Below are 22,878 nucleotides of genomic sequence, written 5' to 3'. Positions count from 1 at the left end.
TCAGTGTCCGCTCTGGACGTCGACTACCACCTGATACAGGCTCTCGCTGCTCGGTGCCTGGCGCAGGCGCTCACGCACCTCACTGCGGTCGAGCATGCTGGCGATCTGGCGCAGCAGTTCGAGGTGTTCGTCGGTGGCGGCTTCCGGCACCAGCAGGACGAACAGCAGGTCTACCGGGGCACCGTCGATGGCGTCGAAGTCCACTGCCGCTTCCAGATGCAGCACGGCGCTGATCGGCGCCTGGCAGCCCGGCAGGCGGCAGTGGGGAATGGCGATACCGTTGCCGAAGCCGGTGGAGCCGAGCTTCTCGCGGGCAACCAGATTTTCGAAGATGTCCTGGGCGTCCAGATCGGTGAGATCGCGGGCGACCAGGTTGGCAATCTGTTCGAGTACACGTTTCTTGCTGCCTCCCGGCACGTTCACCAGGGAACGTGCGGGAGTCAGGATGGTTTCGAGTCGAATCATTTGGTGGGGAGTGTCAGCGAGCCGTGGCGCCTTGCAGGCGGCCCAGCTGCTTTTCCTTGTGTTTGATCAGTTGACGGTCGAGTTTGTCGGCCAGCAGGTCGATGGCGGCGTACATGTCTTCGTGTTCGGCATTGGCGACGATTTCACCGCCGGCGATGTGCAGGGTGGCTTCGATTTTCTGTTTCAGCTTCTCGACCTCCATGATGACCTGCACATTGGTGATCTTGTCGAAGTGGCGCTCCAGTCGGCTGAGTTTCTCGCCGACGTAGTCGCGCAGGGCGTCGGTCACATCCAGTTGATGTCCACTGATGTTGACTTGCATAACGCATCTCCTTGTTGCCTGGTGTAAGAGACAGACTAGCTTGCCTGCCGCCGTAACACGTTGGCTGGGAGGGCTGGTGCACTGCGGGCCATGGTTCCCCCTGACAGGGTATCTGGCGCTCGGTACGGTGGTGCAGAAGCCTTCCGCTCAGGGCCGCTTACATCAGTCGCTTACGTTCGCTGGATGGCGCTATGCCGAGCGATTCGCGGTATTTGGCGACAGTGCGGCGGGCTACCTGAATGCCCTGTGCTTCCAGTAAACCAGCGATCTTGCTGTCGCTCAACGGCTTTTTCGCGTTTTCCGCGGCCACCAGTTTCTTGATGATGGCGCGGATCGCGGTGGAGGAGCATTCGCCACCCTCGGAGGTGCTGACGTGGCTGGAGAAGAAGTACTTCAGCTCGTAGATACCGCGCGGGGTGTGCATGAATTTCTGTGTGGTGACACGGGAAATGGTCGACTCGTGCATGCCTACCGCCTCGGCGATGTCATGCAGGACCAGGGGCTTCATGGCCTCGTCGCCGTAGTCGAGGAAGCCGCGTTGGTGCTCGACGATCTGCGTCGCCACCTTCATCAGTGTCTCGTTGCGGCTCTGCAGGCTCTTGATGAACCAGCGTGCTTCCTGCAACTGGTTGCGCATGAAGGTGTTGTCGGCGCTGGAGTCTGCGCGGCGGACGAAGCCGGCGTACTGCGGGTTGACGCGCAGGCGCGGCACCGCCTCCTGGTTCAGCTCCACCAGCCAGCGCTCGTTGTGCTTGCGCACGATCACGTCTGGCACCACGTACTCAGGCTCGCTGGCCTCGATCTGCGAGCCCGGGCGCGGGTTGAGACTCTGGATCAGCTCGATGATCTGGCGTAGCTCGTCTTCCTTGAGCTTCATGCGGCGCATCAACTGCGCGTAGTCGCGGCCGCCGAGCAGGTCGAGGTGATCGCTGGCCAGGCGCTGGGCTTCGGCCAGCCAGGGCGTGTTGTTCGGCAGCTGGCGCAGTTGCAGCAGCAGGCATTCGCGCAGGTCGCGGGCGCCGATGCCGGCTGGCTCGAAATGCTGGATGCGGCGCAGCACGGCCTCGACCTCGTCGGCCTCGATCTCCAGTTCGGGATCGAAGGACTCGACGATCTCGTCGATGCTTTCTTCCAGGTAACCCTGGTTGTTGATGCAGTCGATGATGGTGACGCCGATCAGCTTGTCGGTATCCGACATCGGCACCAGGTTGAGCTGCCACAGCAGGTGGCTCTGCAGGCTCTCGCCGGCGGAGGTGCGAGTGGTGAAGTCCCACTCGTCGTCATCGTTGCTCGGCAGGCTGCTGGCGCTGGTCTGGTAGACGTCTTCCCAGGCGGTATCGACTGGCAGTTCACTGGGGATGCGGTCGTGCCACTCGCCTTCTTCCGCGCTTTCGTTGTTGTTGACCGCGACGGTGCTGTCCTGGAAGTTCGAGCTGTCCTGCTGGGGCTGGGTGTTCTGCTCGGCGCCGTCGGCCATGGGGTCGGAATTGTCGAAGTCCTCGCCGTCTTCCTGACGTTCCAGCATGGGGTTGGATTCCAGCGCTTCCTGGATTTCCTGTTGCAGGTCCAGGGTGGAGAGCTGGAGGAGACGGATGGCCTGTTGCAGCTGCGGAGTCATCGTCAGCTGCTGGCCCATCTTGAGGACTAGCGACGGTTTCATGGTATGGGGCTGGGTACCTTGTTCACTTGCCGGCGCGCGGCGCCATCCACTGCAGGGCGGCGAACCGCCCTAGGAAGCAAATTATATGCCTGACCTTGAATGATTCTAGCCCTTTGCGCAAGCCCCGTGCGGGGCTCTAGCTCAGAGGCGGAATTCGTGCCCCAGGTAGACTTCCTTGACCAGCTGGTTGGCCAGGATGGTCTCGGCGTCGCCCTCGGCGATCAGCTGACCGTCGTTGACGATATAGGCGGTCTCGCAGATATCCAGGGTCTCGCGCACGTTGTGATCGGTGATCAGGACGCCGATGCCCTTGGCCTTGAGGTGGTGGATGATCTGCTTGATGTCGCCGACCGAGATCGGGTCGACACCGGCGAAGGGTTCGTCGAGCAGGATGAACTTCGGCTCGGTGGCCAGGGCGCGGGCGATTTCCACGCGACGGCGTTCGCCGCCGGACAGGCTCATGCCCAGACTGTCGCGGATGTGGCTGATGTGGAATTCCTGCAACAGGGATTCCAGCGCCTTTTCGCGGCCGGCGCGGTCGAGGTCCTTGCGGGTCTCGAGGATGGCCATGATGTTGTCCGCCACCGACAGCTTGCGGAAGATCGAGGCTTCCTGCGGCAGGTAGCCGATGCCGGAGCGGGCGCGACCGTGCATGGGCTGGTGGCTGATGTCGTTGCTGTCGATCAGCACGCGGCCCTGATCGGCCTGGACCAGGCCGACGATCATGTAGAAGCAGGTGGTCTTGCCGGCGCCGTTGGGGCCGAGCAGGCCGACGATCTGGCCGCTGTCGATGGACAGGCTGACGTCGCGGACCACCTGGCGGCCCTTGTAGGCCTTGGCCAGGTGCTGGGCTTTGAGGGTCGCCATTACTGCGCCTGCCCCGCTTGCTCGTTCTTCTTGCGTGGCTGCAGGATCATGTCGATGCGCGGGCGCGGCACCGATACGTTGCTGCCCGTGGCGCGGCCGGCGTTGACGATCTGGCGCTGGGTGTCGTAGACGATCTTCTCGCCTTCGAAGGTGTTGCCCTGCTGGATCACCTTGGCCTGGTCGATCAGTACGATGCGCTCGTTGGTCGCGTAGTACTGGATGGTCAGGCCGTAGGCCTTGACGATGTCCTTGTCGGCGGACGGCTTCTGCTCGTAGTAGGCGGGTCTGCCTACCGAGGTGAAGACCTCGATCTCGCCGTTGGCATCCTGGGTGATGGTCACGGTGTCGCCGGTGATCTTCAGGGTGCCCTGTGTAATCACCACGCCGCCGCGGTAAACGGCCACGCCTTGCTTGTCATCCAGTTCTGCGCTGTCTGCCTGCACGCGGATCGGCTGATCGCGGTCGCTGGGCAGCGCCCATGCGCTGGCGCTTCCGAGCGCGGCGCCCAGGCAGAGCAGTAGGGGGAAGGTTTTAACGAACCTCATGCTGGCCTCTTACGTTGGACAGCAGGTTGATCCTGCCGTCGTTCATGTACGCTTTCATTCCCTGTGCCGTGGTCACCCCGTTGGCGGCCTCGATTCTAACGGCTTGCTGGGTCTGCGCATATTCCTCATCGGGGAATACGGTGACGCGGCTGCTGGTAATCACAGTGGGGCGGTTCTTGGCATCGGTGCGGGCGATGCGCACGTTGTCGATCAGTTCGACCTGCTTGCCCTCGGGGCCGACCTCGCCCTTGTCGCTGCGCACGTGCCAGGGATAGGCGGTGCCGCGGTACAGCTGCAGGTCTGGTTTTTCCAGCAGAGTGATGTCGGTGGCCTTGATGTGCTCGAGCTTCTCGGCAGTCATCTCGTAGTGCAGCTTGCCGTCTGCCTGGAACTGCTGGGTGCTGGCGCCCGTGACATAGAAGTCGATGGCGTTGTCGGCTTCGGCGGCCGCCTGGCGCTCCATGAAGCTTTCCGGGCGAATGTTCCAGTAGCCGAGGGCGCCGACCAGAGCGACGGTCAGCAGGGCGAACAGGTAATTACGCAGCTTGCCGTTCATGCTTGATCCTAGAGGTAGGCGGACTGCGCGGCTTCCAGGCTGCCCTGGGCGCGCATGATCAGCTCGCAGAATTCGCGCGCGGCGCCTTCGCCGCCACGTGCCTGGGTGACGCCGTGGGCGTGCTGGCGGACGAAGCTGTCGGCACTGGCGACGGCCATGCCGAGGCCGACGCGGCGGATTACCGGCAGGTCGGGCAGGTCGTCGCCCAGATAGGCCACTTGCTCGTAGCTCAGGCCCAGCTCGCCGAGCAGTTCATCGAGAACCACCAGTTTGTCCTCGCGGCCCTGGTACAGGTGCTGGATGCCGAGACTCTGTGCGCGACGCTCGACCACCGGAGTCTTGCGCCCGCTGATGATGGCGGTGCGCACGCCGGAGTTGATCAGCATCTTGATGCCGTGGCCGTCCAGGGTGTTGAAGGTCTTGAATTCGCTACCGTCGACGAGGAAGTACAGCTTGCCGTCGGTCAGTACGCCGTCGACGTCGAAGATGGCCAGTTTCACGGCCTTGGCGCGTTGCAGCAGTTCGGCGGTCATTTACAGCACTCCGGCGCGCAGCAGGTCGTGCATGTTGAGGGCGCCTACCGGCTTGTCCTCGGCATCCACCACGACCAGTGCATTTATCTTGTGGTCTTCCATGATCTTCAGCGCCTCGGCGGCGAGCATCTCGGCGCGTGCGGTTTTGCCGTGCAGGGTCATCACCTGGTCGATGCTGGCGTCGCGCACGTCGATGCCCTTGTCCAGGGTGCGGCGCAGGTCGCCGTCGGTGAAGACCCCGGCCAGCTTGCCGTCGGCCTCGACGATCACGGTCATGCCCAGGCCCTTGCGGGTCATCTCCAGCAACGCCTCGCGCAGCGAAGTGCCGCGCTGTACCAGTGGCAGGCGCTCGCCGGCATGCATCACGTTCTCCACCTTGAGCAGCAGGCGGCGGCCAAGCGCGCCACCCGGGTGGGAGAAGGCGAAGTCTTCGGCGGTGAAGCCGCGGGCTTCCAGCAGGGCGATGGCCAGGGCGTCGCCGAGGACCAGGGACACGGTGGTGGAAGAGGTCGGCGCCAGATTCAGCGGGCAGGCTTCCTGGGCAACGCGGGCGTCGAGATTGACCTCGGCTGCCTTGGCCAGCGGCGATTCGGGGTTGCCGGTCATGCTGATCAGCTGGATGCCCAGACGCTTGATCAGCGGCAGCAGGGTGACGATTTCGGCGGTGGAACCGGAGTTGGACAGGGCCAGGACCACGTCATCGCGGGTGATCATGCCCATGTCGCCGTGGCTGGCTTCGGCCGGGTGCACGAAGAAAGAGGGGGTGCCGGTGCTGGCCAGGGTGGCGGCGATCTTGTTGCCGACATGGCCGGACTTGCCCATGCCGACCACCACTACGCGGCCCTTGCAGGTCAGGATCATCTCGCAGGCGCGCACGAAATCGGCGTCGATGCGGCTGAGCAGGCTGTTCACGGCCTCGGTCTCGAGGCGGATGGTGCGCTGTGCGGACTGGATCAGGTCGCTGGTCTGGCTCATGAGGGGCTTTGCGATGCTCGGCATAAAAGACGCGGATTATAACGCCAAAGGCGCGTTGGCTCACCTGTGGGCGCGACGGCAGGCTTATCCTGTGACCGAATGTTATGAAAAAGTTGCACGGCCTTGGGCTGGCAGGCCCGCCAGTGCTATATTCCGCGCCCTGTTCGGCCCTGACTGCGGCGCCAGGTATCCCCGTCGCGGGTTATGGCGTCTGACCCAGGAAGGGCTGTGTAACAAGGAGTTTGGATGAGCGCCGATAACGCCTATGCCGTCGAGTTGAAGGGGCTGACCTTCAAGCGCGGCGCGCGCAACATCTTCGACAACGTCGATATCCGCATTCCGCGCGGCAAGGTCACCGGCATTATGGGGCCTTCCGGTTGCGGCAAGACCACCCTGTTGCGCCTGATCGCCGCCCAGCTCAAGCCGGCGAGCGGCGAGGTGTGGGTCAATGGGCAGAATTTGCCGACTCTGTCGCGTGCCGACCTGTTCGACATGCGCAAGCAGTTCGGCGTGCTGTTCCAGAGCGGCGCACTGTTCACCGACCTTGATGTGTTCGAGAACGTCGCGTTTCCGCTGCGCGTGCACACCAAGCTGTCTGACGAGATGATCCGCGACATCGTGCTGATGAAGCTGCAGGCCGTTGGCCTGCGTGGTGCCGTCGAGCTGATGCCGGACGAGCTTTCCGGTGGCATGAAGCGCCGTGTGGCGCTGGCCCGGGCGATTGCCCTGGACCCGCAGATCCTAATGTACGACGAGCCGTTCGTCGGTCAGGACCCCATCGCCATGGGCGTACTGGTGCGCCTGATTCGCCTGCTCAATGACGCTCTCGGCATCACCAGTATCGTGGTTTCCCACGACCTGGCCGAGACCGCCAGCATCGCCGACTACCTCTATGTGGTGGGTGATGGCCAGGTGCTGGGGCAGGGCACGCCGGCTGAACTGATGAATTCCGATAATCCGCGCATCCAGCAGTTCATGAAGGGCATTCCGGACGGTCCGGTACCCTTCCACTACCCGGCGCCGGGCTATCTCGACGATTTGCTGGGAGCGCGCTGATGCGTAGGAAGTCCCCCCTTGAGCGCATTGCGCTACTGGGTCGAGCTGGTATCGATGTGGTGCAGTCCATGGGCCGTTCGGCCCTGTTCCTGCTCAGCTCGCTGTTCGGTCGCAGTGGCCTGCGCAATGGCGGCCAACTGCTGATTCGCCAGCTCTACTCGGTGGGCGTGCTGTCGCTGCCGATCATCGTGGTGGCTGGCCTGTTCATCGGCATGGTGCTGGCCCTGCAGGGCTACAACATCCTCACCAGCTACGGATCCGAGCAGGCTGTGGGGCAGATGGTGGCCCTGACTCTGCTGCGCGAGCTGGGCCCGGTGGTGACCGGCCTGCTGTTCGCCGGTCGTGCTGGATCGGCATTGACCGCCGAGATCGGCAACATGAAGTCCACCGAGCAGCTGTCCAGCCTGGAAATGATCGGCGTCGACCCGCTCAAGTACATCATCGCTCCGCGCCTGTGGGCCGGCTTCATCTCCATGCCGCTGCTGGCCGCGATCTTCAGCGTGGTCGGCATCTGGGGCGGGGCGATGGTCGCCGTTGACTGGCTGGGTGTATATGAAGGCTCGTTCTGGTCGAACATGCAGAACAGCGTGCAATTCACCGAAGACGTGCTCAATGGCGTGATCAAGAGCATGGTGTTCGCCTTCGTCGTAACCTGGATCGCCGTGTTCCAGGGCTACGACTGCGAGCCGACCTCCGAGGGCATCAGCCGCGCCACGACCAAGACCGTGGTCTACGCCTCCCTCGCCGTGCTCGGCCTCGACTTTATTCTGACCGCCCTGATGTTTGGAGATCTCTGATGCAAAGCCGCTCCCTGGAAATCGGCGTCGGCCTGTTCCTGCTGGCCGGATTGCTGGCGCTGCTGCTGCTCGCCCTGCGGGTCAGTGGCCTGTCCCCCGCTGGCTCGGGCGACACCTACAAGCTGTATGCGAACTTCGACAATATTGCCGGTCTTACCACTAGAGCCAAGGTGACCATGGCGGGTGTGACCATCGGCAAGGTCACCGCCATCGACCTGGACCGCGACAGCTACACTGGTCGGGTCACTATGGAGCTGGAGAAGCGCGTCGACAACCTGCCGATGGACTCCACTGCCTCCATCCTCACCGCTGGCCTGCTGGGCGAGAAGTACATCGGCATCAGCGTCGGCGGCGAGGAAGACCTGCTCAAGGATGGCGGCACCATCCACGACACCCAGTCGGCGCTGGTGCTGGAAGACCTGATCGGCAAATTCCTGATGAATTCGGTGAACAAGGAAAGCAAATGAGCACCTACAACCTGTTGCGCCGTGGCCTGCTGATCCTGCTGGCCAGCCTGCCGCTGGTAGCCGTGGCCGCTCCGACCGCGCATGACGTGGTGAAGAGCACGACCGACGAGCTGCTCGGCGACCTCACTGCCAACAAGGCCAGCTACAAGCAGAACCCGCAGTCCTTCTACGACAGCCTGGAGCGCATCCTCGGCCCGGTGGTCGATAGCGAAGGCATCTCGCGCAGCATCATGACCGTGAAGTACTCGCGCAGTGCCAGCGACGAGCAGATGAAGCGCTTCGAGGCGAACTTCAAGCGCAGCCTGATGCAGTTCTACGGCAACGCCCTGCTGGAATACGACAACCAGGGTATCCGCGTGCTGCCGGCCAAGGCCGAGGGCGCCGACCGCGCCAGTGTTGGCATGGAGGTCAAGGACAACAAGGGCACCGTCTACCCGGTGTCCTACACCATGGTGCAGATCGACGGCCAGTGGAAGCTGCGCAACGTGATCATCAACGGCATCAACGTCGGCAAGCTGTTCCGCGACCAGTTCGCCGACAGCATGCAGCGCAATGGCAATGATCTGGACAAGACCATCGACGGCTGGGCCGAAGTGGTGGCCAAGGCCAAGGAAAGCGCCGAAGGCCAGCAGGCGGGCGGTCAATGAGCGATGCCGTGATTCGTCAGGGCGCGAACGGCGAGCTGCAGCTCGCCGGCGTGCTCGACTATCGCAGCGGCCCGGCCCTGCGCGAGTCGGGGCGCGAGCTGATCGCGGCCAGCCCGGCTCGCGAGCTGGTGCTCGATTGCGCCGCGGTGGAGAAGTCCAGCAGCGTGGGCCTGTCCCTGTTGCTGGCCTTCATGCGCGACGCCGCCAAGGCCGGCAAGACCCTGGTGGTCCGCGGCCTGCCGCAGGACATGCAGGGCATCGCCCGCGTCTCCGGCCTGCACGAGCTGCTCGGCCTACCGGCCTGAGTCTCGTCACAGCCCTCCGTCTGCCGGGCTTCGCAGGCGGGGGGCTTTTTTGTATGATTGCCGACCCGCGAGCCTTGGCCCGCCCATGAATTCTTTTTGCGCCGATCGAGGTTGAGCATGCAGGCCGTAGAAGTTAAGAACCTCCTGGAGGCCAAACTGCCCAACACCCGCGTCGAGGTGGAGGGTGAAGGCTGCAACTTCCAGCTGAACCTGATCAGCGACGAGCTGGCTGCGCTCAGCCCGGTCAAGCGCCAGCAACAGATCTATGCCCACCTCAACGAGTGGATCGCCAGTGGCGCCATCCACGCCGTGACCATGAAATTCTTCAGCCAGGCCTCCTGGGCCGAGCGTTCTTGAGCCCGAGACTCGAATGGACAAACTGATCATCACCGGCGGTATCCGCCTCGACGGCGAAATCCGTATTTCCGGCGCGAAGAACTCCGCGCTGCCGATCCTTGCCGCCACCCTGCTGGCCGATACCCCGGTCACCGTGTGCAATCTGCCGCACCTGCACGACATCACCACCATGATCGAGCTGTTCGGCCGCATGGGCGTGCAGCCGATCATCGACGAGAAACTCAGCGTCGAAGTCGATGCCAGCACCATCAAGACCCTGGTCGCGCCCTATGAGCTGGTGAAGACCATGCGCGCCTCGATCCTGGTGCTCGGCCCGATGGTCGCGCGCTTCGGCGAAGCCGAAGTGGCCCTGCCTGGCGGTTGCGCCATCGGCTCGCGTCCGGTCGACCTGCACATCCGTGGCCTCGAGGCCATGGGCGCCGAGATCACCGTCGAAGGCGGCTACATCAAGGCCAAGGCTCCGGCCGGCGGCCTGCGCGGTGCGCACTTCTTCTTCGATATCGTCAGTGTGACCGGTACCGAGAACATCATGATGGCCGCGGCCCTGGCCAAGGGCCGTACCGTGCTGGAAAACGCCGCGCGTGAGCCAGAAGTGGTCGACCTGGCCAACTTCATCAACGCCATGGGCGGCAAGGTCAGCGGCGCTGGTACCGACACCATCACCATCGAAGGCGTCGAGCGCCTGGGTGGCGGTCGTTACAGCGTGATGCCCGACCGTATCGAGACCGGCACCTACCTGGTGGCCGCTGCTGCCACCGGTGGCCGCGTCAAGCTGAAAGACACCGATCCGACCATCCTCGAAGCCGTCCTGGCCAAGCTGCAGGAAGCAGGCGCCGAGATCACCACCGGCGCCGACTGGATCGAGCTGGACATGAAGGGCAAGCGTCCGAAGGCCGTCAACGTGCGCACCGCGCCGTACCCGGCCTTCCCGACCGACATGCAGGCCCAGTTCATCTCCCTCAACGCTATTGCCGAGGGTACCGGCACCGTCATCGAGACCGTGTTCGAGAACCGCTTCATGCACGTCTACGAGATGAACCGCATGGGCGCGCAGATCCTGGTCGAAGGCAACACCGCCATCGTCACCGGCGTGCCGGCACTCAAGGGCGCTCCGGTCATGGCCACCGACCTGCGTGCTTCCGCCAGCCTGGTGATCGCCGCACTGGTCGCTGAGGGCGAAACCCTGATCGACCGCATCTACCACATCGACCGTGGTTACGAGTGCATCGAGGAAAAACTGCAGTTGCTCGGCGCCAAGATCCGCCGCGTGCCGGGCTAGTAAGGGCATTTCATGCTGACCATCGCGCTGTCCAAGGGCCGCATTCTCGACGACACCCTGCCGCTGCTCGCCGCGGCAGGTATCGAACCGACCGAGAATCCGGAAAAGAGCCGCAAGCTGATCATCCCGACCACTCAGGATGACGTGCAGCTGCTGATCGTGCGCGCCACCGACGTGCCGACCTATGTCGAGCACGGCGCCGCCGACCTCGGTGTGGCCGGCAAGGACGTGCTGATGGAGTACGGTGGCCAGGGCCTGTACGAGCCGCTCGACCTGCAGATCGCCAACTGCAAGCTGATGACCGCCGGCAAGGTCGGTGCGCCGGAGCCGAAAGGTCGCCTGCGCGTTGCCACCAAGTTCGTCAATGTCGCCAAGCGCTACTATGCCGAGCAGGGCCGCCAGGTCGACGTGATCAAGCTGTACGGCTCCATGGAGCTGGCACCGCTGGTCGGCCTGGCCGACAAGATCATCGACGTAGTCGATACCGGCAATACTCTGCGTGCCAACGGTCTGGAGCCCCAGGAGCTGATCGCCCACATCAGCTCGCGACTGATCGTCAACAAGGCTTCGATGAAGATGCAGCATGGTCGCATCCAGGCGCTGATCGAGACCCTGCGTGGCGCCGTCGAGGCGCGACACCAAAGCTAATACCCTCAACGCGGTGTTACGCCGCGTCTGCCTATCCGTGTCATAGCCACTTTTCTCGGGCGTCCATACGGTGGGCTTGGTAGCCTAGCGACGCCCGAGCAATAGCCAAACATGAGGCCCGCTATGACCGCTCCTACCGCCATCCGCCGACTCAATGCTGCTGACCAGGACTTCGCCCGACACCTGGATCATCTGCTGAGCTGGGAAAGCGTGTCGGACGACGCGGTCAATCAGCGCGTGCTCGACATCATTGCCGCCGTGCGTAGCCGCGGCGACGCTGCCTTGGTCGAGTTCACCGAGAAGTTCGACGGCCTGCAGGTCGCGTCCATGGCCGACCTGATCCTGCCGCGCGAGCGCCTGGAACTGGCGCTGACCCGCATCAGCACCGAGCAGCGCGCCGCGCTGGAGAAGGCCGCCGAGCGCGTGCGCATTTACCACGAGCGGCAGAAACAGGACTCTTGGACCTACACCGAGGCCGACGGCACGGTGCTGGGGCAGAAGGTCACCCCGCTGGATCGCGCCGGCCTGTACGTGCCGGGCGGCAAAGCCTCGTACCCGTCGTCGGTACTGATGAACGCGATTCCGGCCAAGGTCGCCGGTGTGCCTGAAGTGGTCATGGTGGTGCCGACCCCGCGTGGCGAGATCAACGAGATCGTCCTGGCTGCCGCCTGCGTGGCCGGCGTCGATCGCGTGTTCACCATCGGTGGCGCCCAGGCCGTGGCCGCGCTGGCTTACGGCACCGAGAGCGTGCCGCCGGTGGACAAGATTGTCGGCCCCGGCAATATCTATGTGGCTACCGCCAAGCGCCACGTGTTCGGCAAGGTCGGCATCGACATGATCGCCGGCCCGTCGGAGATCCTCGTGGTCTGCGATGGCCAGACCGATCCGGACTGGATCGCCATGGACCTGTTCTCCCAGGCCGAGCATGACGAGGACGCGCAGTCGATCCTGGTCAGCCCGGATGCCGCCTTCCTCGACCGCGTGGCCGAGAGCATCGCCAAGCTGCTGCCAACCCTGGAACGCGAAACCATCGCTCGCACTTCCCTGGAAGGTCGTGGTGCGCTGATCCAGGTCTCCGACATGGCCCAGGCCATCGAGGTGGCCAACCGTATCGCGCCGGAGCACCTGGAGCTGTCGGTGGAAAATCCCGAGCAGTACCTGCCGCAGATCCGCCATGCCGGTGCGATCTTCATGGGTCGTTACACCGCTGAGGCCCTGGGCGACTACTGCGCCGGCCCCAACCACGTGCTGCCGACCTCCGGTACCGCGCGCTTCTCCTCGCCGCTGGGCGTGTACGACTTCCAGAAGCGCTCGTCGATCATCCATTGCTCGGCTGAAGGTGCCTCCGAGCTGGGCAAGGTCGCCTCCGTGCTGGCTCGTGGCGAGTCACTGACCGCCCACGCGCGCAGCGCCGAGTACCGCATCAAGAACTGAATCGCGCAGGCGCGCGCTGCGCGCCTCACTGAAAATCGAATCGAGGAGAGAAGGGCAGATGAGCAAATTCTGGAGCCCCTTCGTCAAGGACCTGGTGCCCTACGTGCCGGGTGAGCAGCCGAAACTGGCCAAGCTGGTCAAGCTCAACACCAACGAGAACCCCTACGGCCCGTCGCCCAAGGCGATCGCCGCCATGCAGGCCGAGCTGAGCGACAGCCTGCGCTTGTATCCGGACCCGAACAGCGACCGCCTCAAGCAGGCGGTGGCCGACTACTACGGCGTGAGCACCGCCCAGGTGTTCGTCGGCAACGGCTCCGACGAGGTGCTGGCGCACACCTTCCACGGCCTGTTCCAGAACGGCAAGCCGCTGCTGTTCCCCGACGTGACCTACAGCTTCTACCCGGTGTACTGCGGCCTGTACGGCATTCCCTACGAGGCGCTGGCGCTGGATGAGCAGTTCCAGATCCGCACCGAGGACTATGCGCGGCCCAATGGTGGCATCATCTTCCCCAACCCCAACGCGCCGACCGGCTGCCTGCTGCCGCTGGACGCCGTCGAGCGCCTGCTGCAGGGCAGTCCGGACAGCGTGGTGGTGGTGGACGAGGCCTACATCGACTTCGGCGGTGAGACCGCGATCAAGCTGGTGGATAAGTATCTGAACCTGTTGGTGACCCAGACCCTGTCCAAATCGCGCTCGCTGGCGGGCCTGCGGGTTGGCATCGCGGTTGGCCATCCGGACCTGATCGAGGCGCTGGAGCGGATCAAGAACAGCTTCAACTCCTACCCGCTGGATCGTATGGCTATCGTCGGCGCCGCTGCGGCGTTCGAGGACGAGGCCTATTTCCGCGAGACCTGCCAGTTGGTGATCGACAGCCGCGAGCAGATGGTTGCCGCGCTTGCCGGCCTGGGCTTCGAGGTACTGCCGTCGGCGGCCAACTTCATCTTCGCCCGTCATCCGCAGAAGGATGCCGGCGAGCTGGCCGCGGCGCTGCGCGAGCACGGCGTCATCGTGCGTCACTTCAAGCAGCAGCGCATCGCCCAGTTCCTGCGCATCACCATCGGCAATCCGGAGCAGAACCAGGCGTTGCTGGATGCCCTGGGGCAAGTGCTCTAGCTCGACGCCGTAACGAAAAAGGCGCCCCGTGGGGCGCCTTTTTTCATGGTGGCTTTTTATTCTTGCTGCGGCTGCTGTACTTCGGCCGGGGGGCGCACGCCGATCTCGGCGGTCAGTTCCAGGGTCTCGCCGCCGCGCAGCACCTCGATCACCACCTTCTCACCCGGCTGGGTGCGCGCCACTTGGTTCATCGAGCGGCGACCGTCGACGGCGGCTTCCTCGCCGATCTTCAGGATCAGGTCACCCGGCTGCAGGCCGGCCTTCTGCGCCGGGCCGTCGCGGTAGATGCCGGCGACCAGGATGCCGGCGCGGCCCTGCAGGCCGAACGACTCGGCCAGCTCCGGGGTCAGCGGCTGCACTTCGATGCCCAGCCAGCCGCGGATCACCTGGCCGCGCTCGATGATCGCCTTCATCACGTCGCGGGCCAGCTTGACCGGGATGGCGAAGCCGATGCCCTGCGAGCCGCCGGACTTGGAGAAGATCGCGGTGTTGATGCCGATCAGGTTGCCGTGGGCGTCGACCAGGGCGCCGCCGGAGTTGCCCGGGTTGATCGCCGCGTCGGTCTGGATGAAGTCTTCGTAGGTGTTGAGGCCCAGCTGGTTGCGCCCGGTGGCGCTGATGATGCCCATGGTCACGGTCTGGCCGACGCCGAAGGGGTTGCCGATGGCCAGGGTGACGTCACCTATCTGGATCTGGTCGGAGCGGCCGAGGGTGATGGCCGGCAGGTTCTTCAGGTCGATCTTGAGCACCGCAAGATCGGTCTCCGGGTCGCTGCCGATCAGGCGAGCCAGGGTCTCGCGGCCGTCCTTGAGCGCCACCACTATCTGGTCGGCATCCGCCACCACGTGGTTGTTGGTCAGCAGGTAGCCTTCCGGGCTCATGATCACCGCCGAACCCAGGCTCGACTCCATGCGTCGCTGTTTGGGCAGGTTGTCTCCAAAGAAGCGGCGGAACACCGGGTCTTCCAGCAGCGGGTGGGTAGACGCCTTGTTGACCATCTTGGTGGTGTACAGGTTGGCCACCGCGGGTGCTGCGCGGCTCACCGCGTCGGCATAGGACACCGGGCCTTCCTGGGCGATGCCGTAGCGCGGCGCCTGCTGCAGGCGCACTTCGTTGCCGGGCAGGCCGACCCATTGCGGGTAGCGCTGGATCAGCAGCAGTGCCAGCAACAGGCCGACCAGCAGGGGCCAGCCAAGGAAGCGCAGGGCCTTGAGCATCTAAGTGAAATCCTGAGGGTTGCGGGGGCCGGAGACGGCCCTTAAGGTGGCGGCATTATAGAGGCGCCACCGCCCGGAAGGGCAGCGCCGGCATCAGTTTGACGAGGAAAAATCATGGCCATCGCCCTGACCACCCTGGTAGAGGAAGCCGACCGCTACCTCAACGCCGCCCGCATCTCCGACTACTGCCCCAACGGCCTGCAGGTCGAGGGCCGGCCGCAGGTGCGGCGCATCGTCAGCGGGGTGACCGCCAGTCAGGCGCTGCTGGATGCCGCGGTGGAGGCCGAGGCCGACGTGGTGCTGGTGCACCACGGCTATTTCTGGAAGGGCGAGGATGCCTGCATCACCGGCATGAAGCGCCGCCGCCTGCAGACTTTGCTGGGCAACGACATCAGCCTGCTGGCCTACCACCTGCCGCTGGACGTGCATCCGGAGGTCGGCAACAACGTGCAGCTGGCCCGCCAGCTCGACATCACCGTGGAGGGCCCGCTCGACCCGAACAACCCCAAGGTGGTCGGTCTGCTCGGCTCGCTGGCCGAGCCGCTGAGCGCGCGTGACTTCGCTCGTCGCGTACAGGAGGTGCTGGGTCGCGAACCGCTGCTGGTGGAAGGTGAGGGCATGGTGCGCAAGGTCGGCTGGTGCACCGGTGGTGGCCAGGGCTACATCGACAACGCCATCGCTGCTGGGGTCGATCTTTTCCTCACTGGCGAGGCCTCGGAGCAGACCTTCCACAGTGCGCGCGAGAATGGTGTGAGCTTCATCGCCGCCGGTCACCATGCCACCGAGCGCTACGGGGTACAGGCGCTGGGCGACTATCTGGCGCGGCGTTTCGCCATCGAACATCTCTTTATTGATTGCCCCAATCCCGTCTGATTTTCGGGCATAAAACTAGATCGTTTAGTTCTAAGCGCTCGCCTGAATAGAAGAGGGCGCTGTGCTAGAGTGCGCCCTCGTCCACGGCCCGCCGGCCGTTCATTCCCAGATCTGTGATAAGCCATGCTCGACAAACTGACGCACCTGAAACAGCTCGAGGCGGAGAGTATCCACATCATTCGTGAAGTGGCCGCCGAATTCGACAACCCGGTGATGCTGTATTCCATCGGTAAAGATTCCGCCGTGATGCTGCACCTGGCGCGCAAGGCGTTCTTCCCCGGCAAACTGCCGTTCCCGGTCATGCACGTGGACACTCGCTGGAAATTCCAGGAGATGTACAGCTTCCGCGAGAAGATGGTCAAAGAGTACGGTCTGGACCTGATCACCCACACCAACCCCGATGGCGTGGCGCAGGACATGAACCCCTTCACCTACGGCAGTGCCAAGCACACCGACGTGATGAAGACCGAGGGCCTCAAGCAGGCGCTGGACAAGTATGGTTTCGATGCCGCCTTCGGTGGCGCGCGCCGCGACGAAGAGAAATCCCGCGCCAAAGAGCGCGTGTATTCCTTCCGCGACAGCAAGCACCGCTGGGACCCGAAGAACCAGCGTCCCGAGCTGTGGAACGTGTACAACGGCAACGTCAAGAAAGGCGAGTCGATCCGCGTCTTCCCGCTGTCCAACTGGACCGAGCTGGATATCTGGCAGTACATCTATCTGGAACAGATCCCGATCGTGCCGCTGTATTTCGCCGAAGAGCGCGAAGTGATCGAGATGAACGGCGCGCTGATCATGATCGACGACGAGCGCATCCTCGAACACCTCACCCCTGAGCAGAAAGCCAGCATCCACAAGAAGATGGTGCGCTTCCGTACCCTGGGCTGCTACCCGCTGACTGGCGCCGTGGAGTCCACCGCCAGCACTCTGCCGGAAATCATTCAAGAAATGCTGTTGGCCAAAACCTCTGAGCGCCAAGGCCGAGTTATCGACCATGACTCTTCCGGCTCGATGGAAGAGAAGAAACGTCAGGGGTACTTCTAATTATGTCGCACCAATCCGAACTGATCAGCGAAGACATCCTCGCCTATCTGGCCCAGCACGAGCGTAAAGAGCTGCTGCGCTTCCTGACTTGCGGCAACGTCGATGACGGCAAGAGCACCCTGATCGGCCGCCTGCTGCATGACTCCAAGATGATCTATGAAGACCATCTGGATGCCATCACCAAGGACTCCAAGAAAGTCGGCACCACCGGTGAGGACATCGACCTGGCGCTGCTGGTCGACGGTCTGCAGGCCGAGCGCGAGCAAGGCATCACCATCGATGTGGCCTACCGCTACTTCAGCACCACCAAGCGCAAGTTCATCATCGCCGACACCCCCGGCCATGAGCAGTACACCCGCAACATGGCCACCGGCGCATCCAACTGCGACCTGGCCATCATCCTGATCGACGCCCGCTACGGCGTGCAGACCCAGACCAAGCGCCACAGCTTCATCGCGTCGCTGCTGGGCATCAAGCACATCGTCGTCGCCATCAACAAGATGGACCTCAAGGGCTTCGACGAGGGTGTGTTCGAGCAGATCAAGGCCGACTACCTGCAGTTCGCCGAGAAGATCAACCTGAAGACCAATTCGCTGCACTTCGTGCCGATGTCGGCGCTGAAGGGCGACAACGTGGTCAACAAGTCCGAGCGCTCGCCCTGGTACAGCGGCCAGTCGCTGATGGAAATCCTCGAGACCGTGGAAGTCTCCGGCGACCGCAATCTCGACGACATGCGCTTCCCGGTGCAATACGTCAATCGCCCGAACCTGAACTTCCGTGGCTTCGCCGGCACTCTGGCCAGCGGCATCGTGCGCAAGGGCGACGAAGTCATTGCCCTGCCGTCGGGCAAGGGCAGCAAGGTCAAGTCCATCGTCACCTTCGAGGGTGAACTGGAACAGGCCGGTCCGGGCCAGGCGATCACCCTGACCCTGGAAGACGAGATCGACGTATCGCGTGGCGACATGCTGGTGCATGCCGACAACCGTCCCCAGGTCACCGACAGCTTCGACGCCATGCTGGTGTGGATGTCCGAGGAGCCGATGCTGCCGGGCAAGAAATACGACATCAAGCGCGCCACCAGCTACGTGCCAGGCTCGATTCCGAGCATCGCCCACAAGGTCGATGTGAACACCCTGGAAGAGACCGCCACCAGCAGCCTGCAGCTGAACGAGATCGCCAAGGTCAAGATCGCCCTGGATGCGCCGATCGCCCTCGACGGCTATGCGCAGAACCGCACCACCGGCGCCTTCATCGTCATCGACCGCCTGACCAACGGCACCGTCGGCGCCGGCATGATCATTGCCGCGCCGCAGGCCGGCCATGGTCATCGCGACACCGTCGGCCATGTCGGCAGCGAGGAGCGTGCCGCACGCTTCGGCCAGCAGCCGGCCACCGTGCTGTTCAGCGGCCTGTCCGGCGCTGGCAAGAGCACCCTGGCCTACGCCGTGGAGCGCAAACTGTTCGACATGGGTCGTGCCGTATACGTGCTGGATGGCCAGAACCTGCGTCACGACCTGAACAAGGGGCTGCCGCAGGATCGCGCCGGTCGTACCGAGAACTGGCGTCGTGCCGCGCATGTGGCGCGCCAGTTCAACGAAGCCGGCCTGCTGACCCTGGCGGCATTCGTCGCTCCGGATGCCGAAGGCCGCGAACAGGCCAAGGCGCTGATCGGCAGCGATCGTCTGGTCACCGTGTACGTGCAGGCGTCGCCGCAGGCCTGTGCCGAGCGTGATCCGCAGGGCCTGTATGCCGCCGGTGGCGACAACATCCCGGGCGAGTCCTTCGCCTATGACGTGCCGCTGAATGCCGATCTGGTGATCGACACCCAGTCCTCGTCGGTGGAAGAGGGCGTCAAGCAGGTGCTGGATCTGCTGCGCGCCCGCGGCGCGATCTAAGCATCGGCCAATAAAAAGCCCCGCTTCTGCGGGGCTTTTTTATGCCTGCTGATCAGCGTTTGAGGCCGAAACCTTCGTCCAAAGTGCCGGGGGCATCCGGCTCTTTCGGTGCGTAGTCTTTGGGTGCCTCGGTGCTGCGCGGCGGGGTCAGGCGCTCGCGCGGAGCCTTGCCGTCGTCGGCATTGAGGGCGGCCAGCAGGCGCTGGCGGGTCACCTCGTCGGCGGCCAGGCGGTCGGCGCCATGCGACAGGTGTTCCTGAACGTCCTGGTAGCTCTGGGTCAGCTTCTTCACCAGGCTGGCAGTGGTATTGAAGTGGGTCACTACTTCGCTCTGGTAGCTGTCGAAGCGTTGCTGCAGATCGTCCAGCTGGCGCTGGGTGCGGTTGGGTGCAGCGTTGGGCAGCAGGCGCGCGGCCAGGAAGCCGACGGCGACGCCAACCAGCAGGGCGATGGCGGGCAGCAGCCAGGGGGTGAGCGATTGTTCCACGAGTCCTTCCTCTGAAAGCGGCTTTGTTTTACGGTAGCGGCTCTCGCCGGCGCTGTATACCGCGGCAAAGCCCTGTTGTGCGATGTGCCTAACCAAGACGTGTCGACCCTGCCCGGGGTCACGGAGTTCCTGCTGTTGATCCGCGAAAACCCTCTGCTGCTCGACGGCCCCTGCGGCCAGCTCGAAGCCCTGTTCTGTGAAGTGCCGGACGCCCAGGGCGTTGCCCTGATCTGCCATCCCAACCCGGTCCAGGGCGGCACCATGCTCAACAAGGTGGTCTCCACCTTGCAGCGCTCGGTGCGCGACATGGGCTACCACACCCTGCGCTTCAACTATCGTGGCGTCGGCGCCAGTGCCGGCAGCCATGACATGGGCAGTGGCGAGGTGGATGACGCCGAGGCGGTGGCGCACTGGCTGCGCCAGCAGTACCCCGCGCTGCCGCTGACCCTGCTCGGTTTCTCCTTCGGTGGTTTCGTTGCTGGCGCCTTGGCCGGGCGTCTGGAAGATCAGGGCGTCGCCATTCCCCGGCTGTTCATGGTCGCGCCGGCGGTGCATCGCCTGCAGGCTCCCGAGCACCTGCCGCAAGGTGGTGAGCTGGTGGTGGTGCAGCCGGAACAGGACGAAGTGGTGGAGCCCGAGGCGGTCTACGCCTGGTCGGCAGCGCTGCCGCGTGCCCATGAGCTGCTGAAGGTGGCAGAATGCGGCCACTTTTTTCACGGCAAGCTGCCCGAGCTGAAAGAGCTGGTTCAGCCCCGTATCCAATAAGTTGAAGCGAATACCCAGATGAGCACCCGTATCCTCACCGGCATCACCACCACCGGCACCCCGCACCTGGGCAACTACGCCGGCGCGATTCGCCCGGCCATCGTCGCCAGCCGCGCCGCCGACGCCGATTCCTTCTATTTCCTCGCCGACTACCACGCGCTGATCAAGTGCGACGACCCGGCGCGCATCCAGCGCTCGCGCCTGGAGATCGCCGCCACCTGGCTGGCGCTGGGGCTGGATACCGACAAGGCGACCTTCTATCGCCAGTCCGACATCCCCGAGATTCCCGAGCTCTGCTGGCTGCTCACCTGTGTCGCCGGCAAGGGCCTGCTTAACCGCGCCCATGCCTACAAGGCCTCGGTGGACAAGAACGTCGAGGCCGGCGAAGACCCGGATGCCGGTGTGACCATGGGCCTGTTCAGCTACCCGGTGCTGATGGCCGCGGACATCCTGATGTTCAACGCGCACAAGGTGCCGGTCGGTCGCGACCAGATCCAGCACGTGGAGATGGCGCGCGACATCGGCCAGCGCTTCAACCACCTGTTCGGTGCCGGCAAGGAGCTGTTCACCCTGCCCGAGGCGGTGATCGAGGAAGAAGTGGCGACCCTGCCCGGCCTCGACGGCCGCAAGATGAGCAAGAGCTACGACAACACCATCCCGCTGTTCGGCACCGCCAAGCAGCTCAAGGACGCCATTGCGCGCATCGTCACCGACTCCAAGCTGCCGGGCGAGCCCAAGGATGCTGACGGCTCGCACCTGTTCACCCTGTACCAGGCGTTCGCCTCCCAGGCGCAGCAGGCTGAGTTCCGCGCCGAGCTGGAAGGTGGCCTGGCCTGGGGCGAGGCGAAGAATCGCCTGTACCAGCTGCTGGAGAATGAGCTAGGCGAGGCCCGTGAGCGCTACAACGCGCTGATCACCCGTCCTGCCGACCTGGAAGATATTCTTCTGGCTGGCGCGGCCAAGGCACGCAAGATCGCCACGCCGTTCCTCGGCGAGCTGCGCGAGGCGGTGGGCCTGCGTTCCTTCCGTGAGCAGGTTCAGGCCTCTGGCGGTGAGAAGAAGAAAGCGGCCAAGAGCGCGCGCTTCGTCAGCTTCCGCGACGAGGACGGTAGCTTCCGCTTCCGCCTGCTGGACGCCGCCGGCGACCAGCTGCTGCTGTCCAGATCCTTCGCCGACGGCAAGGCTGCCGGCCAGGCCAGCAAGGCCCTGCAGTCCGGCGCGGCGCTGGATGTGCGCGGCGAGGGCGAGGTCTTCTCCGTCTGGCTGAGCGATGAACGCATCGGCGAGAGCCCTGCCTTCGCCGATGCCAATGCGCTGGAGGCGGCCATCGAGCGCCTGCGCGAGACGCTGACGCCGCAGGAGTAAAGGCCTGCACGGCTACTGGCCGATTGCCAAGCACGGGGCGCGTCGCTAAAGTGACCGCCCCGTTTTTGTTACCGAATTTCCCAGCATGACTCCTCTTGAGCGCTACCAGGCCGATTTGAAGCGGCCGGACTTCTTCCACGACGCTGCGCAGGAAAACGCCGTGCGCCACCTGCAGCGCCTGTACGACGATCTGGTCGCCCAGGACCAGAGCAAGTCCGGCCTGCTCGGCAAGCTGTTCGGCAAGAAGCCGCAGGGCCCGGTCAGAGGCATCTATTTCTGGGGCGGCGTCGGCCGCGGCAAGACCTATCTGGTCGACACCTTCTTCGACGCGCTGCCGTTCAAGCAGAAGATGCGCACCCACTTCCACCGCTTCATGAAGCGCGTGCATGAAGAAATGCGCACGCTCAAGGGCGAGAAGAACCCGCTGACGATCATCGGCAAGCGCTTCGCCGACGAGGCGCGGGTGATCTGCTTCGACGAGTTCTTCGTCAGCGACATCACCGACGCCATGATCCTCGCCACCCTGCTCGAGGAGCTGTTCAAGAACGGCGTGAGCCTGGTGGCCACCTCCAACATCGTTCCGGACGGCTTGTACAAGGAAGGCCTGCAGCGCGCGCGCTTCCTGCCGGCCATCGCCCTGCTCAAGCAGCACACCGAGATCGTCAACGTCGATAGCGGCGTGGACTACCGTCTGCGTGCCCTGGAGCAGGCCGAGCTGTTCTACAGCCCGCTCGGCGCCGATGCCGAGAGCAGCCTGAAGCGCAGCTTCAAGAGCCTGCTGCCGGATTGCACCCAGGCGGTGGAGAACGAGGCGCTGATCATCGAGAACCGCCCGATCAACGCGGTGCGCGTCTGCGAGGACGTGGCCTGGTTCGAGTTCCGCGAGCTGTGCGACGGCCCGCGCAGCCAGAACGACTACATCGAACTGGGCAAGATCTTCCATGCGGTGATCCTGGCCAACGTCGAGCAGATGGGCGTGGCCAAGGACGACATGGCGCGACGTTTCATCAACCTGGTGGACGAGTTCTACGATCGCAACGTCAAGCTGATCATCTCCGCCGAGGTGGAGCTGAAGGACCTGTACAGCGGAGGCCGGCTGAACTTCGAGTTCCAGCGCACCCTCAGCCGCCTGCTGGAGATGCAGTCGCACGAGTTCCTCGCGCGCCCGCACAAGCCGTAATCGGCGAGGCGTTAAGCGAGAAGGGCTG

At 64.1% G+C, this 22,878-nt stretch carries 26 protein-coding genes; 16 read left to right on the top strand and 10 right to left on the bottom strand.

Annotated elements, in window-relative coordinates; all coding sequences use genetic code 11:
* The 8 genes from ptsN to IP89_RS09170 all read right to left on the bottom strand — a co-directional run bounded on the left by ptsN (position 1) and on the right by IP89_RS09170 (position 5,923).
* Positions 1-465, bottom strand: coding sequence for a PTS IIA-like nitrogen regulatory protein PtsN (ptsN, locus tag IP89_RS09205; RefSeq protein WP_043309146.1), 465 nt, complete (start codon positions 463-465; stop codon positions 1-3).
* Positions 466-478: 13 nt separating this feature from the next.
* Complete coding sequence (hpf, locus tag IP89_RS09200) at positions 479-787, bottom strand: ribosome hibernation-promoting factor, HPF/YfiA family (protein ID WP_043309145.1); 309 nt, start codon at positions 785-787, stop codon at positions 479-481.
* Between the two features lie 157 nt (positions 788-944).
* Positions 945-2,447 (bottom strand): RNA polymerase factor sigma-54, encoded by a 1,503-nt coding sequence (locus IP89_RS09195; protein WP_043309144.1) that lies wholly within the window; start codon positions 2,445-2,447, stop codon positions 945-947.
* 141 nt (positions 2,448-2,588) lie between these two features.
* A complete protein-coding gene (lptB, locus tag IP89_RS09190; protein ID WP_043309143.1) occupies positions 2,589-3,314 on the bottom strand; it encodes an LPS export ABC transporter ATP-binding protein in 726 nt (241 codons plus the stop codon).
* Positions 3,314-3,859, bottom strand: a complete 546-nt coding sequence (gene lptA, locus IP89_RS09185) for a lipopolysaccharide transport periplasmic protein LptA (protein ID WP_043309142.1) — start codon at positions 3,857-3,859, stop codon at positions 3,314-3,316. Before lptA ends, lptB begins: the two co-directional genes overlap by 1 nt.
* The gene (gene lptC, locus IP89_RS09180; RefSeq protein ID WP_043309141.1) at positions 3,846-4,415 is read right to left on the bottom strand and encodes an LPS export ABC transporter periplasmic protein LptC; all 570 of its coding nucleotides are present in this window, start codon (positions 4,413-4,415) and stop codon (positions 3,846-3,848) included. Before lptC ends, lptA begins: the two co-directional genes overlap by 14 nt.
* An 8-nt stretch (positions 4,416-4,423) precedes the next feature.
* The gene (locus IP89_RS09175) at positions 4,424-4,948 is read right to left on the bottom strand and encodes an HAD family hydrolase (protein ID WP_043309140.1); all 525 of its coding nucleotides are present in this window, start codon (positions 4,946-4,948) and stop codon (positions 4,424-4,426) included.
* Positions 4,949-5,923, bottom strand: a complete 975-nt coding sequence (locus IP89_RS09170) for a KpsF/GutQ family sugar-phosphate isomerase (RefSeq protein ID WP_043309139.1) — start codon at positions 5,921-5,923, stop codon at positions 4,949-4,951.
* Between the two features lie 246 nt (positions 5,924-6,169).
* Here IP89_RS09170 and IP89_RS09165 point away from each other — a divergent pair, with 246 nt between their 5' ends.
* The 10 genes from IP89_RS09165 (at position 6,170) to hisC (ending at position 14,027) form a co-directional block, all read left to right on the top strand.
* Positions 6,170-6,979, top strand: coding sequence for an ABC transporter ATP-binding protein (locus tag IP89_RS09165; protein ID WP_043309138.1), 810 nt, complete (start codon positions 6,170-6,172; stop codon positions 6,977-6,979).
* The gene (gene mlaE / locus IP89_RS09160; RefSeq protein ID WP_043309137.1) at positions 6,979-7,776 is read left to right on the top strand and encodes a lipid asymmetry maintenance ABC transporter permease subunit MlaE; all 798 of its coding nucleotides are present in this window, start codon (positions 6,979-6,981) and stop codon (positions 7,774-7,776) included. The genes IP89_RS09165 and mlaE overlap by 1 nt, the downstream gene beginning before the upstream one ends.
* Positions 7,776-8,243, top strand: coding sequence for an outer membrane lipid asymmetry maintenance protein MlaD (gene mlaD, locus IP89_RS09155; protein WP_043309136.1), 468 nt, complete (start codon positions 7,776-7,778; stop codon positions 8,241-8,243). Before mlaE ends, mlaD begins: the two co-directional genes overlap by 1 nt.
* On the top strand, positions 8,240-8,890 hold the full coding sequence (locus IP89_RS09150) for a phospholipid-binding protein MlaC (RefSeq protein WP_043309135.1): 651 nt from the start codon (positions 8,240-8,242) through the stop codon (positions 8,888-8,890). Before mlaD ends, IP89_RS09150 begins: the two co-directional genes overlap by 4 nt.
* Entirely contained in the window at positions 8,887-9,195 is a 309-nt protein-coding gene (locus IP89_RS09145; RefSeq protein WP_043309134.1) for a lipid asymmetry maintenance protein MlaB, read from the top strand. Before IP89_RS09150 ends, IP89_RS09145 begins: the two co-directional genes overlap by 4 nt.
* A 117-nt stretch (positions 9,196-9,312) precedes the next feature.
* On the top strand, positions 9,313-9,552 hold the full coding sequence (locus IP89_RS09140; protein WP_021701317.1) for a BolA family protein: 240 nt from the start codon (positions 9,313-9,315) through the stop codon (positions 9,550-9,552).
* 13 nt (positions 9,553-9,565) lie between these two features.
* On the top strand, positions 9,566-10,831 hold the full coding sequence (gene murA, locus IP89_RS09135; RefSeq protein ID WP_043309133.1) for a UDP-N-acetylglucosamine 1-carboxyvinyltransferase: 1,266 nt from the start codon (positions 9,566-9,568) through the stop codon (positions 10,829-10,831).
* 12 nt (positions 10,832-10,843) lie between these two features.
* Entirely contained in the window at positions 10,844-11,479 is a 636-nt protein-coding gene (gene hisG, locus IP89_RS09130) for an ATP phosphoribosyltransferase (protein ID WP_043309132.1), read from the top strand.
* 123 nt (positions 11,480-11,602) lie between these two features.
* Complete coding sequence (hisD, locus tag IP89_RS09125; protein ID WP_043309131.1) at positions 11,603-12,913, top strand: histidinol dehydrogenase; 1,311 nt, start codon at positions 11,603-11,605, stop codon at positions 12,911-12,913.
* A 58-nt stretch (positions 12,914-12,971) separates the two neighbouring features.
* Complete coding sequence (gene hisC, locus IP89_RS09120; protein ID WP_043309130.1) at positions 12,972-14,027, top strand: histidinol-phosphate transaminase; 1,056 nt, start codon at positions 12,972-12,974, stop codon at positions 14,025-14,027.
* Positions 14,028-14,083: 56 nt separating this feature from the next.
* On the opposite strand, the gene algW is transcribed toward hisC, so the two are convergent.
* Complete coding sequence (gene algW, locus IP89_RS09115) at positions 14,084-15,244, bottom strand: Do family serine endopeptidase AlgW (RefSeq protein WP_043309129.1); 1,161 nt, start codon at positions 15,242-15,244, stop codon at positions 14,084-14,086.
* 114 nt (positions 15,245-15,358) lie between these two features.
* On the opposite strand from algW, the gene IP89_RS09110 reads away from it, so the two are divergent.
* From IP89_RS09110 to cysN, 3 genes are all read left to right on the top strand, one after another.
* Complete coding sequence (locus IP89_RS09110) at positions 15,359-16,117, top strand: Nif3-like dinuclear metal center hexameric protein (protein WP_043309128.1); 759 nt, start codon at positions 15,359-15,361, stop codon at positions 16,115-16,117.
* Positions 16,118-16,240: 123 nt separating this feature from the next.
* A complete protein-coding gene (gene cysD, locus IP89_RS09105; protein ID WP_043309127.1) occupies positions 16,241-17,158 on the top strand; it encodes a sulfate adenylyltransferase subunit CysD in 918 nt (305 codons plus the stop codon).
* A 2-nt stretch (positions 17,159-17,160) separates the two neighbouring features.
* Positions 17,161-19,053 carry a sulfate adenylyltransferase subunit CysN gene (gene cysN, locus IP89_RS09100; protein ID WP_043309126.1) on the top strand — a complete coding sequence of 631 codons (1,893 nt, stop codon included), beginning with the start codon at positions 17,161-17,163 and terminating at the stop codon, positions 19,051-19,053.
* A 52-nt stretch (positions 19,054-19,105) separates the two neighbouring features.
* Here cysN and IP89_RS09095 read toward each other — a convergent pair whose 3' ends face one another.
* On the bottom strand, positions 19,106-19,540 hold the full coding sequence (locus IP89_RS09095; RefSeq protein WP_043309125.1) for a YhcB family protein: 435 nt from the start codon (positions 19,538-19,540) through the stop codon (positions 19,106-19,108).
* A gap of 132 nt (positions 19,541-19,672) precedes the next feature.
* Here IP89_RS09095 and IP89_RS09090 point away from each other — a divergent pair, with 132 nt between their 5' ends.
* The 3 genes from IP89_RS09090 (at position 19,673) to zapE (ending at position 22,850) form a co-directional block, all read left to right on the top strand.
* Positions 19,673-20,305: an alpha/beta hydrolase gene (locus IP89_RS09090; RefSeq protein ID WP_177326860.1), complete on the top strand. Its 633-nt coding sequence runs from the start codon at positions 19,673-19,675 to the stop codon at positions 20,303-20,305.
* 18 nt (positions 20,306-20,323) lie between these two features.
* The gene (locus tag IP89_RS09085) at positions 20,324-21,670 is read left to right on the top strand and encodes a tryptophan--tRNA ligase (RefSeq protein WP_043309124.1); all 1,347 of its coding nucleotides are present in this window, start codon (positions 20,324-20,326) and stop codon (positions 21,668-21,670) included.
* Positions 21,671-21,755: 85 nt separating this feature from the next.
* The gene (gene zapE / locus IP89_RS09080) at positions 21,756-22,850 is read left to right on the top strand and encodes a cell division protein ZapE (RefSeq protein WP_043309123.1); all 1,095 of its coding nucleotides are present in this window, start codon (positions 21,756-21,758) and stop codon (positions 22,848-22,850) included.
* Positions 22,851-22,878 lie beyond the last annotated feature (28 nt).

This window comes from Pseudomonas sp. ML96, assembly GCF_000761545.1.
GTDB lineage: Bacteria > Pseudomonadota > Gammaproteobacteria > Pseudomonadales > Pseudomonadaceae > Aquipseudomonas.
The sequence above is the reverse complement of the archived record's forward strand: the minus strand, read 5'-3'. Positions and strand labels throughout refer to the sequence as shown.

Excerpts from the sequence above, each read along its gene's own strand:
- ptsN (WP_043309146.1), bottom strand. The coding sequence starts at position 465 with ATGATTCGACTCGAAACCATCCTGACTCCCGCACGTTCCCTGGTGAAC.
- hpf (WP_043309145.1), bottom strand. The coding sequence starts at position 787 with ATGCAAGTCAACATCAGTGGACATCAACTGGATGTGACCGACGCCCTG.
- IP89_RS09195 (WP_043309144.1), bottom strand. The coding sequence starts at position 2,447 with ATGAAACCGTCGCTAGTCCTCAAGATGGGCCAGCAGCTGACGATGACT.
- lptB (WP_043309143.1), bottom strand. The coding sequence starts at position 3,314 with ATGGCGACCCTCAAAGCCCAGCACCTGGCCAAGGCCTACAAGGGCCGC.
- lptA (WP_043309142.1), bottom strand. The coding sequence starts at position 3,859 with ATGAGGTTCGTTAAAACCTTCCCCCTACTGCTCTGCCTGGGCGCCGCG.
- lptC (WP_043309141.1), bottom strand. The coding sequence starts at position 4,415 with ATGAACGGCAAGCTGCGTAATTACCTGTTCGCCCTGCTGACCGTCGCT.
- IP89_RS09175 (WP_043309140.1), bottom strand. The coding sequence starts at position 4,948 with ATGACCGCCGAACTGCTGCAACGCGCCAAGGCCGTGAAACTGGCCATC.
- IP89_RS09170 (WP_043309139.1), bottom strand. The coding sequence starts at position 5,923 with ATGAGCCAGACCAGCGACCTGATCCAGTCCGCACAGCGCACCATCCGC.
- IP89_RS09165 (WP_043309138.1), top strand. The coding sequence starts at position 6,170 with ATGAGCGCCGATAACGCCTATGCCGTCGAGTTGAAGGGGCTGACCTTC.
- mlaE (WP_043309137.1), top strand. The coding sequence starts at position 6,979 with ATGCGTAGGAAGTCCCCCCTTGAGCGCATTGCGCTACTGGGTCGAGCT.
- mlaD (WP_043309136.1), top strand. The coding sequence starts at position 7,776 with ATGCAAAGCCGCTCCCTGGAAATCGGCGTCGGCCTGTTCCTGCTGGCC.
- IP89_RS09150 (WP_043309135.1), top strand. The coding sequence starts at position 8,240 with ATGAGCACCTACAACCTGTTGCGCCGTGGCCTGCTGATCCTGCTGGCC.
- IP89_RS09145 (WP_043309134.1), top strand. The coding sequence starts at position 8,887 with ATGAGCGATGCCGTGATTCGTCAGGGCGCGAACGGCGAGCTGCAGCTC.
- IP89_RS09140 (WP_021701317.1), top strand. The coding sequence starts at position 9,313 with ATGCAGGCCGTAGAAGTTAAGAACCTCCTGGAGGCCAAACTGCCCAAC.
- murA (WP_043309133.1), top strand. The coding sequence starts at position 9,566 with ATGGACAAACTGATCATCACCGGCGGTATCCGCCTCGACGGCGAAATC.
- hisG (WP_043309132.1), top strand. The coding sequence starts at position 10,844 with ATGCTGACCATCGCGCTGTCCAAGGGCCGCATTCTCGACGACACCCTG.
- hisD (WP_043309131.1), top strand. The coding sequence starts at position 11,603 with ATGACCGCTCCTACCGCCATCCGCCGACTCAATGCTGCTGACCAGGAC.
- hisC (WP_043309130.1), top strand. The coding sequence starts at position 12,972 with ATGAGCAAATTCTGGAGCCCCTTCGTCAAGGACCTGGTGCCCTACGTG.
- algW (WP_043309129.1), bottom strand. The coding sequence starts at position 15,244 with ATGCTCAAGGCCCTGCGCTTCCTTGGCTGGCCCCTGCTGGTCGGCCTG.
- IP89_RS09110 (WP_043309128.1), top strand. The coding sequence starts at position 15,359 with ATGGCCATCGCCCTGACCACCCTGGTAGAGGAAGCCGACCGCTACCTC.
- cysD (WP_043309127.1), top strand. The coding sequence starts at position 16,241 with ATGCTCGACAAACTGACGCACCTGAAACAGCTCGAGGCGGAGAGTATC.
- cysN (WP_043309126.1), top strand. The coding sequence starts at position 17,161 with ATGTCGCACCAATCCGAACTGATCAGCGAAGACATCCTCGCCTATCTG.
- IP89_RS09085 (WP_043309124.1), top strand. The coding sequence starts at position 20,324 with ATGAGCACCCGTATCCTCACCGGCATCACCACCACCGGCACCCCGCAC.
- zapE (WP_043309123.1), top strand. The coding sequence starts at position 21,756 with ATGACTCCTCTTGAGCGCTACCAGGCCGATTTGAAGCGGCCGGACTTC.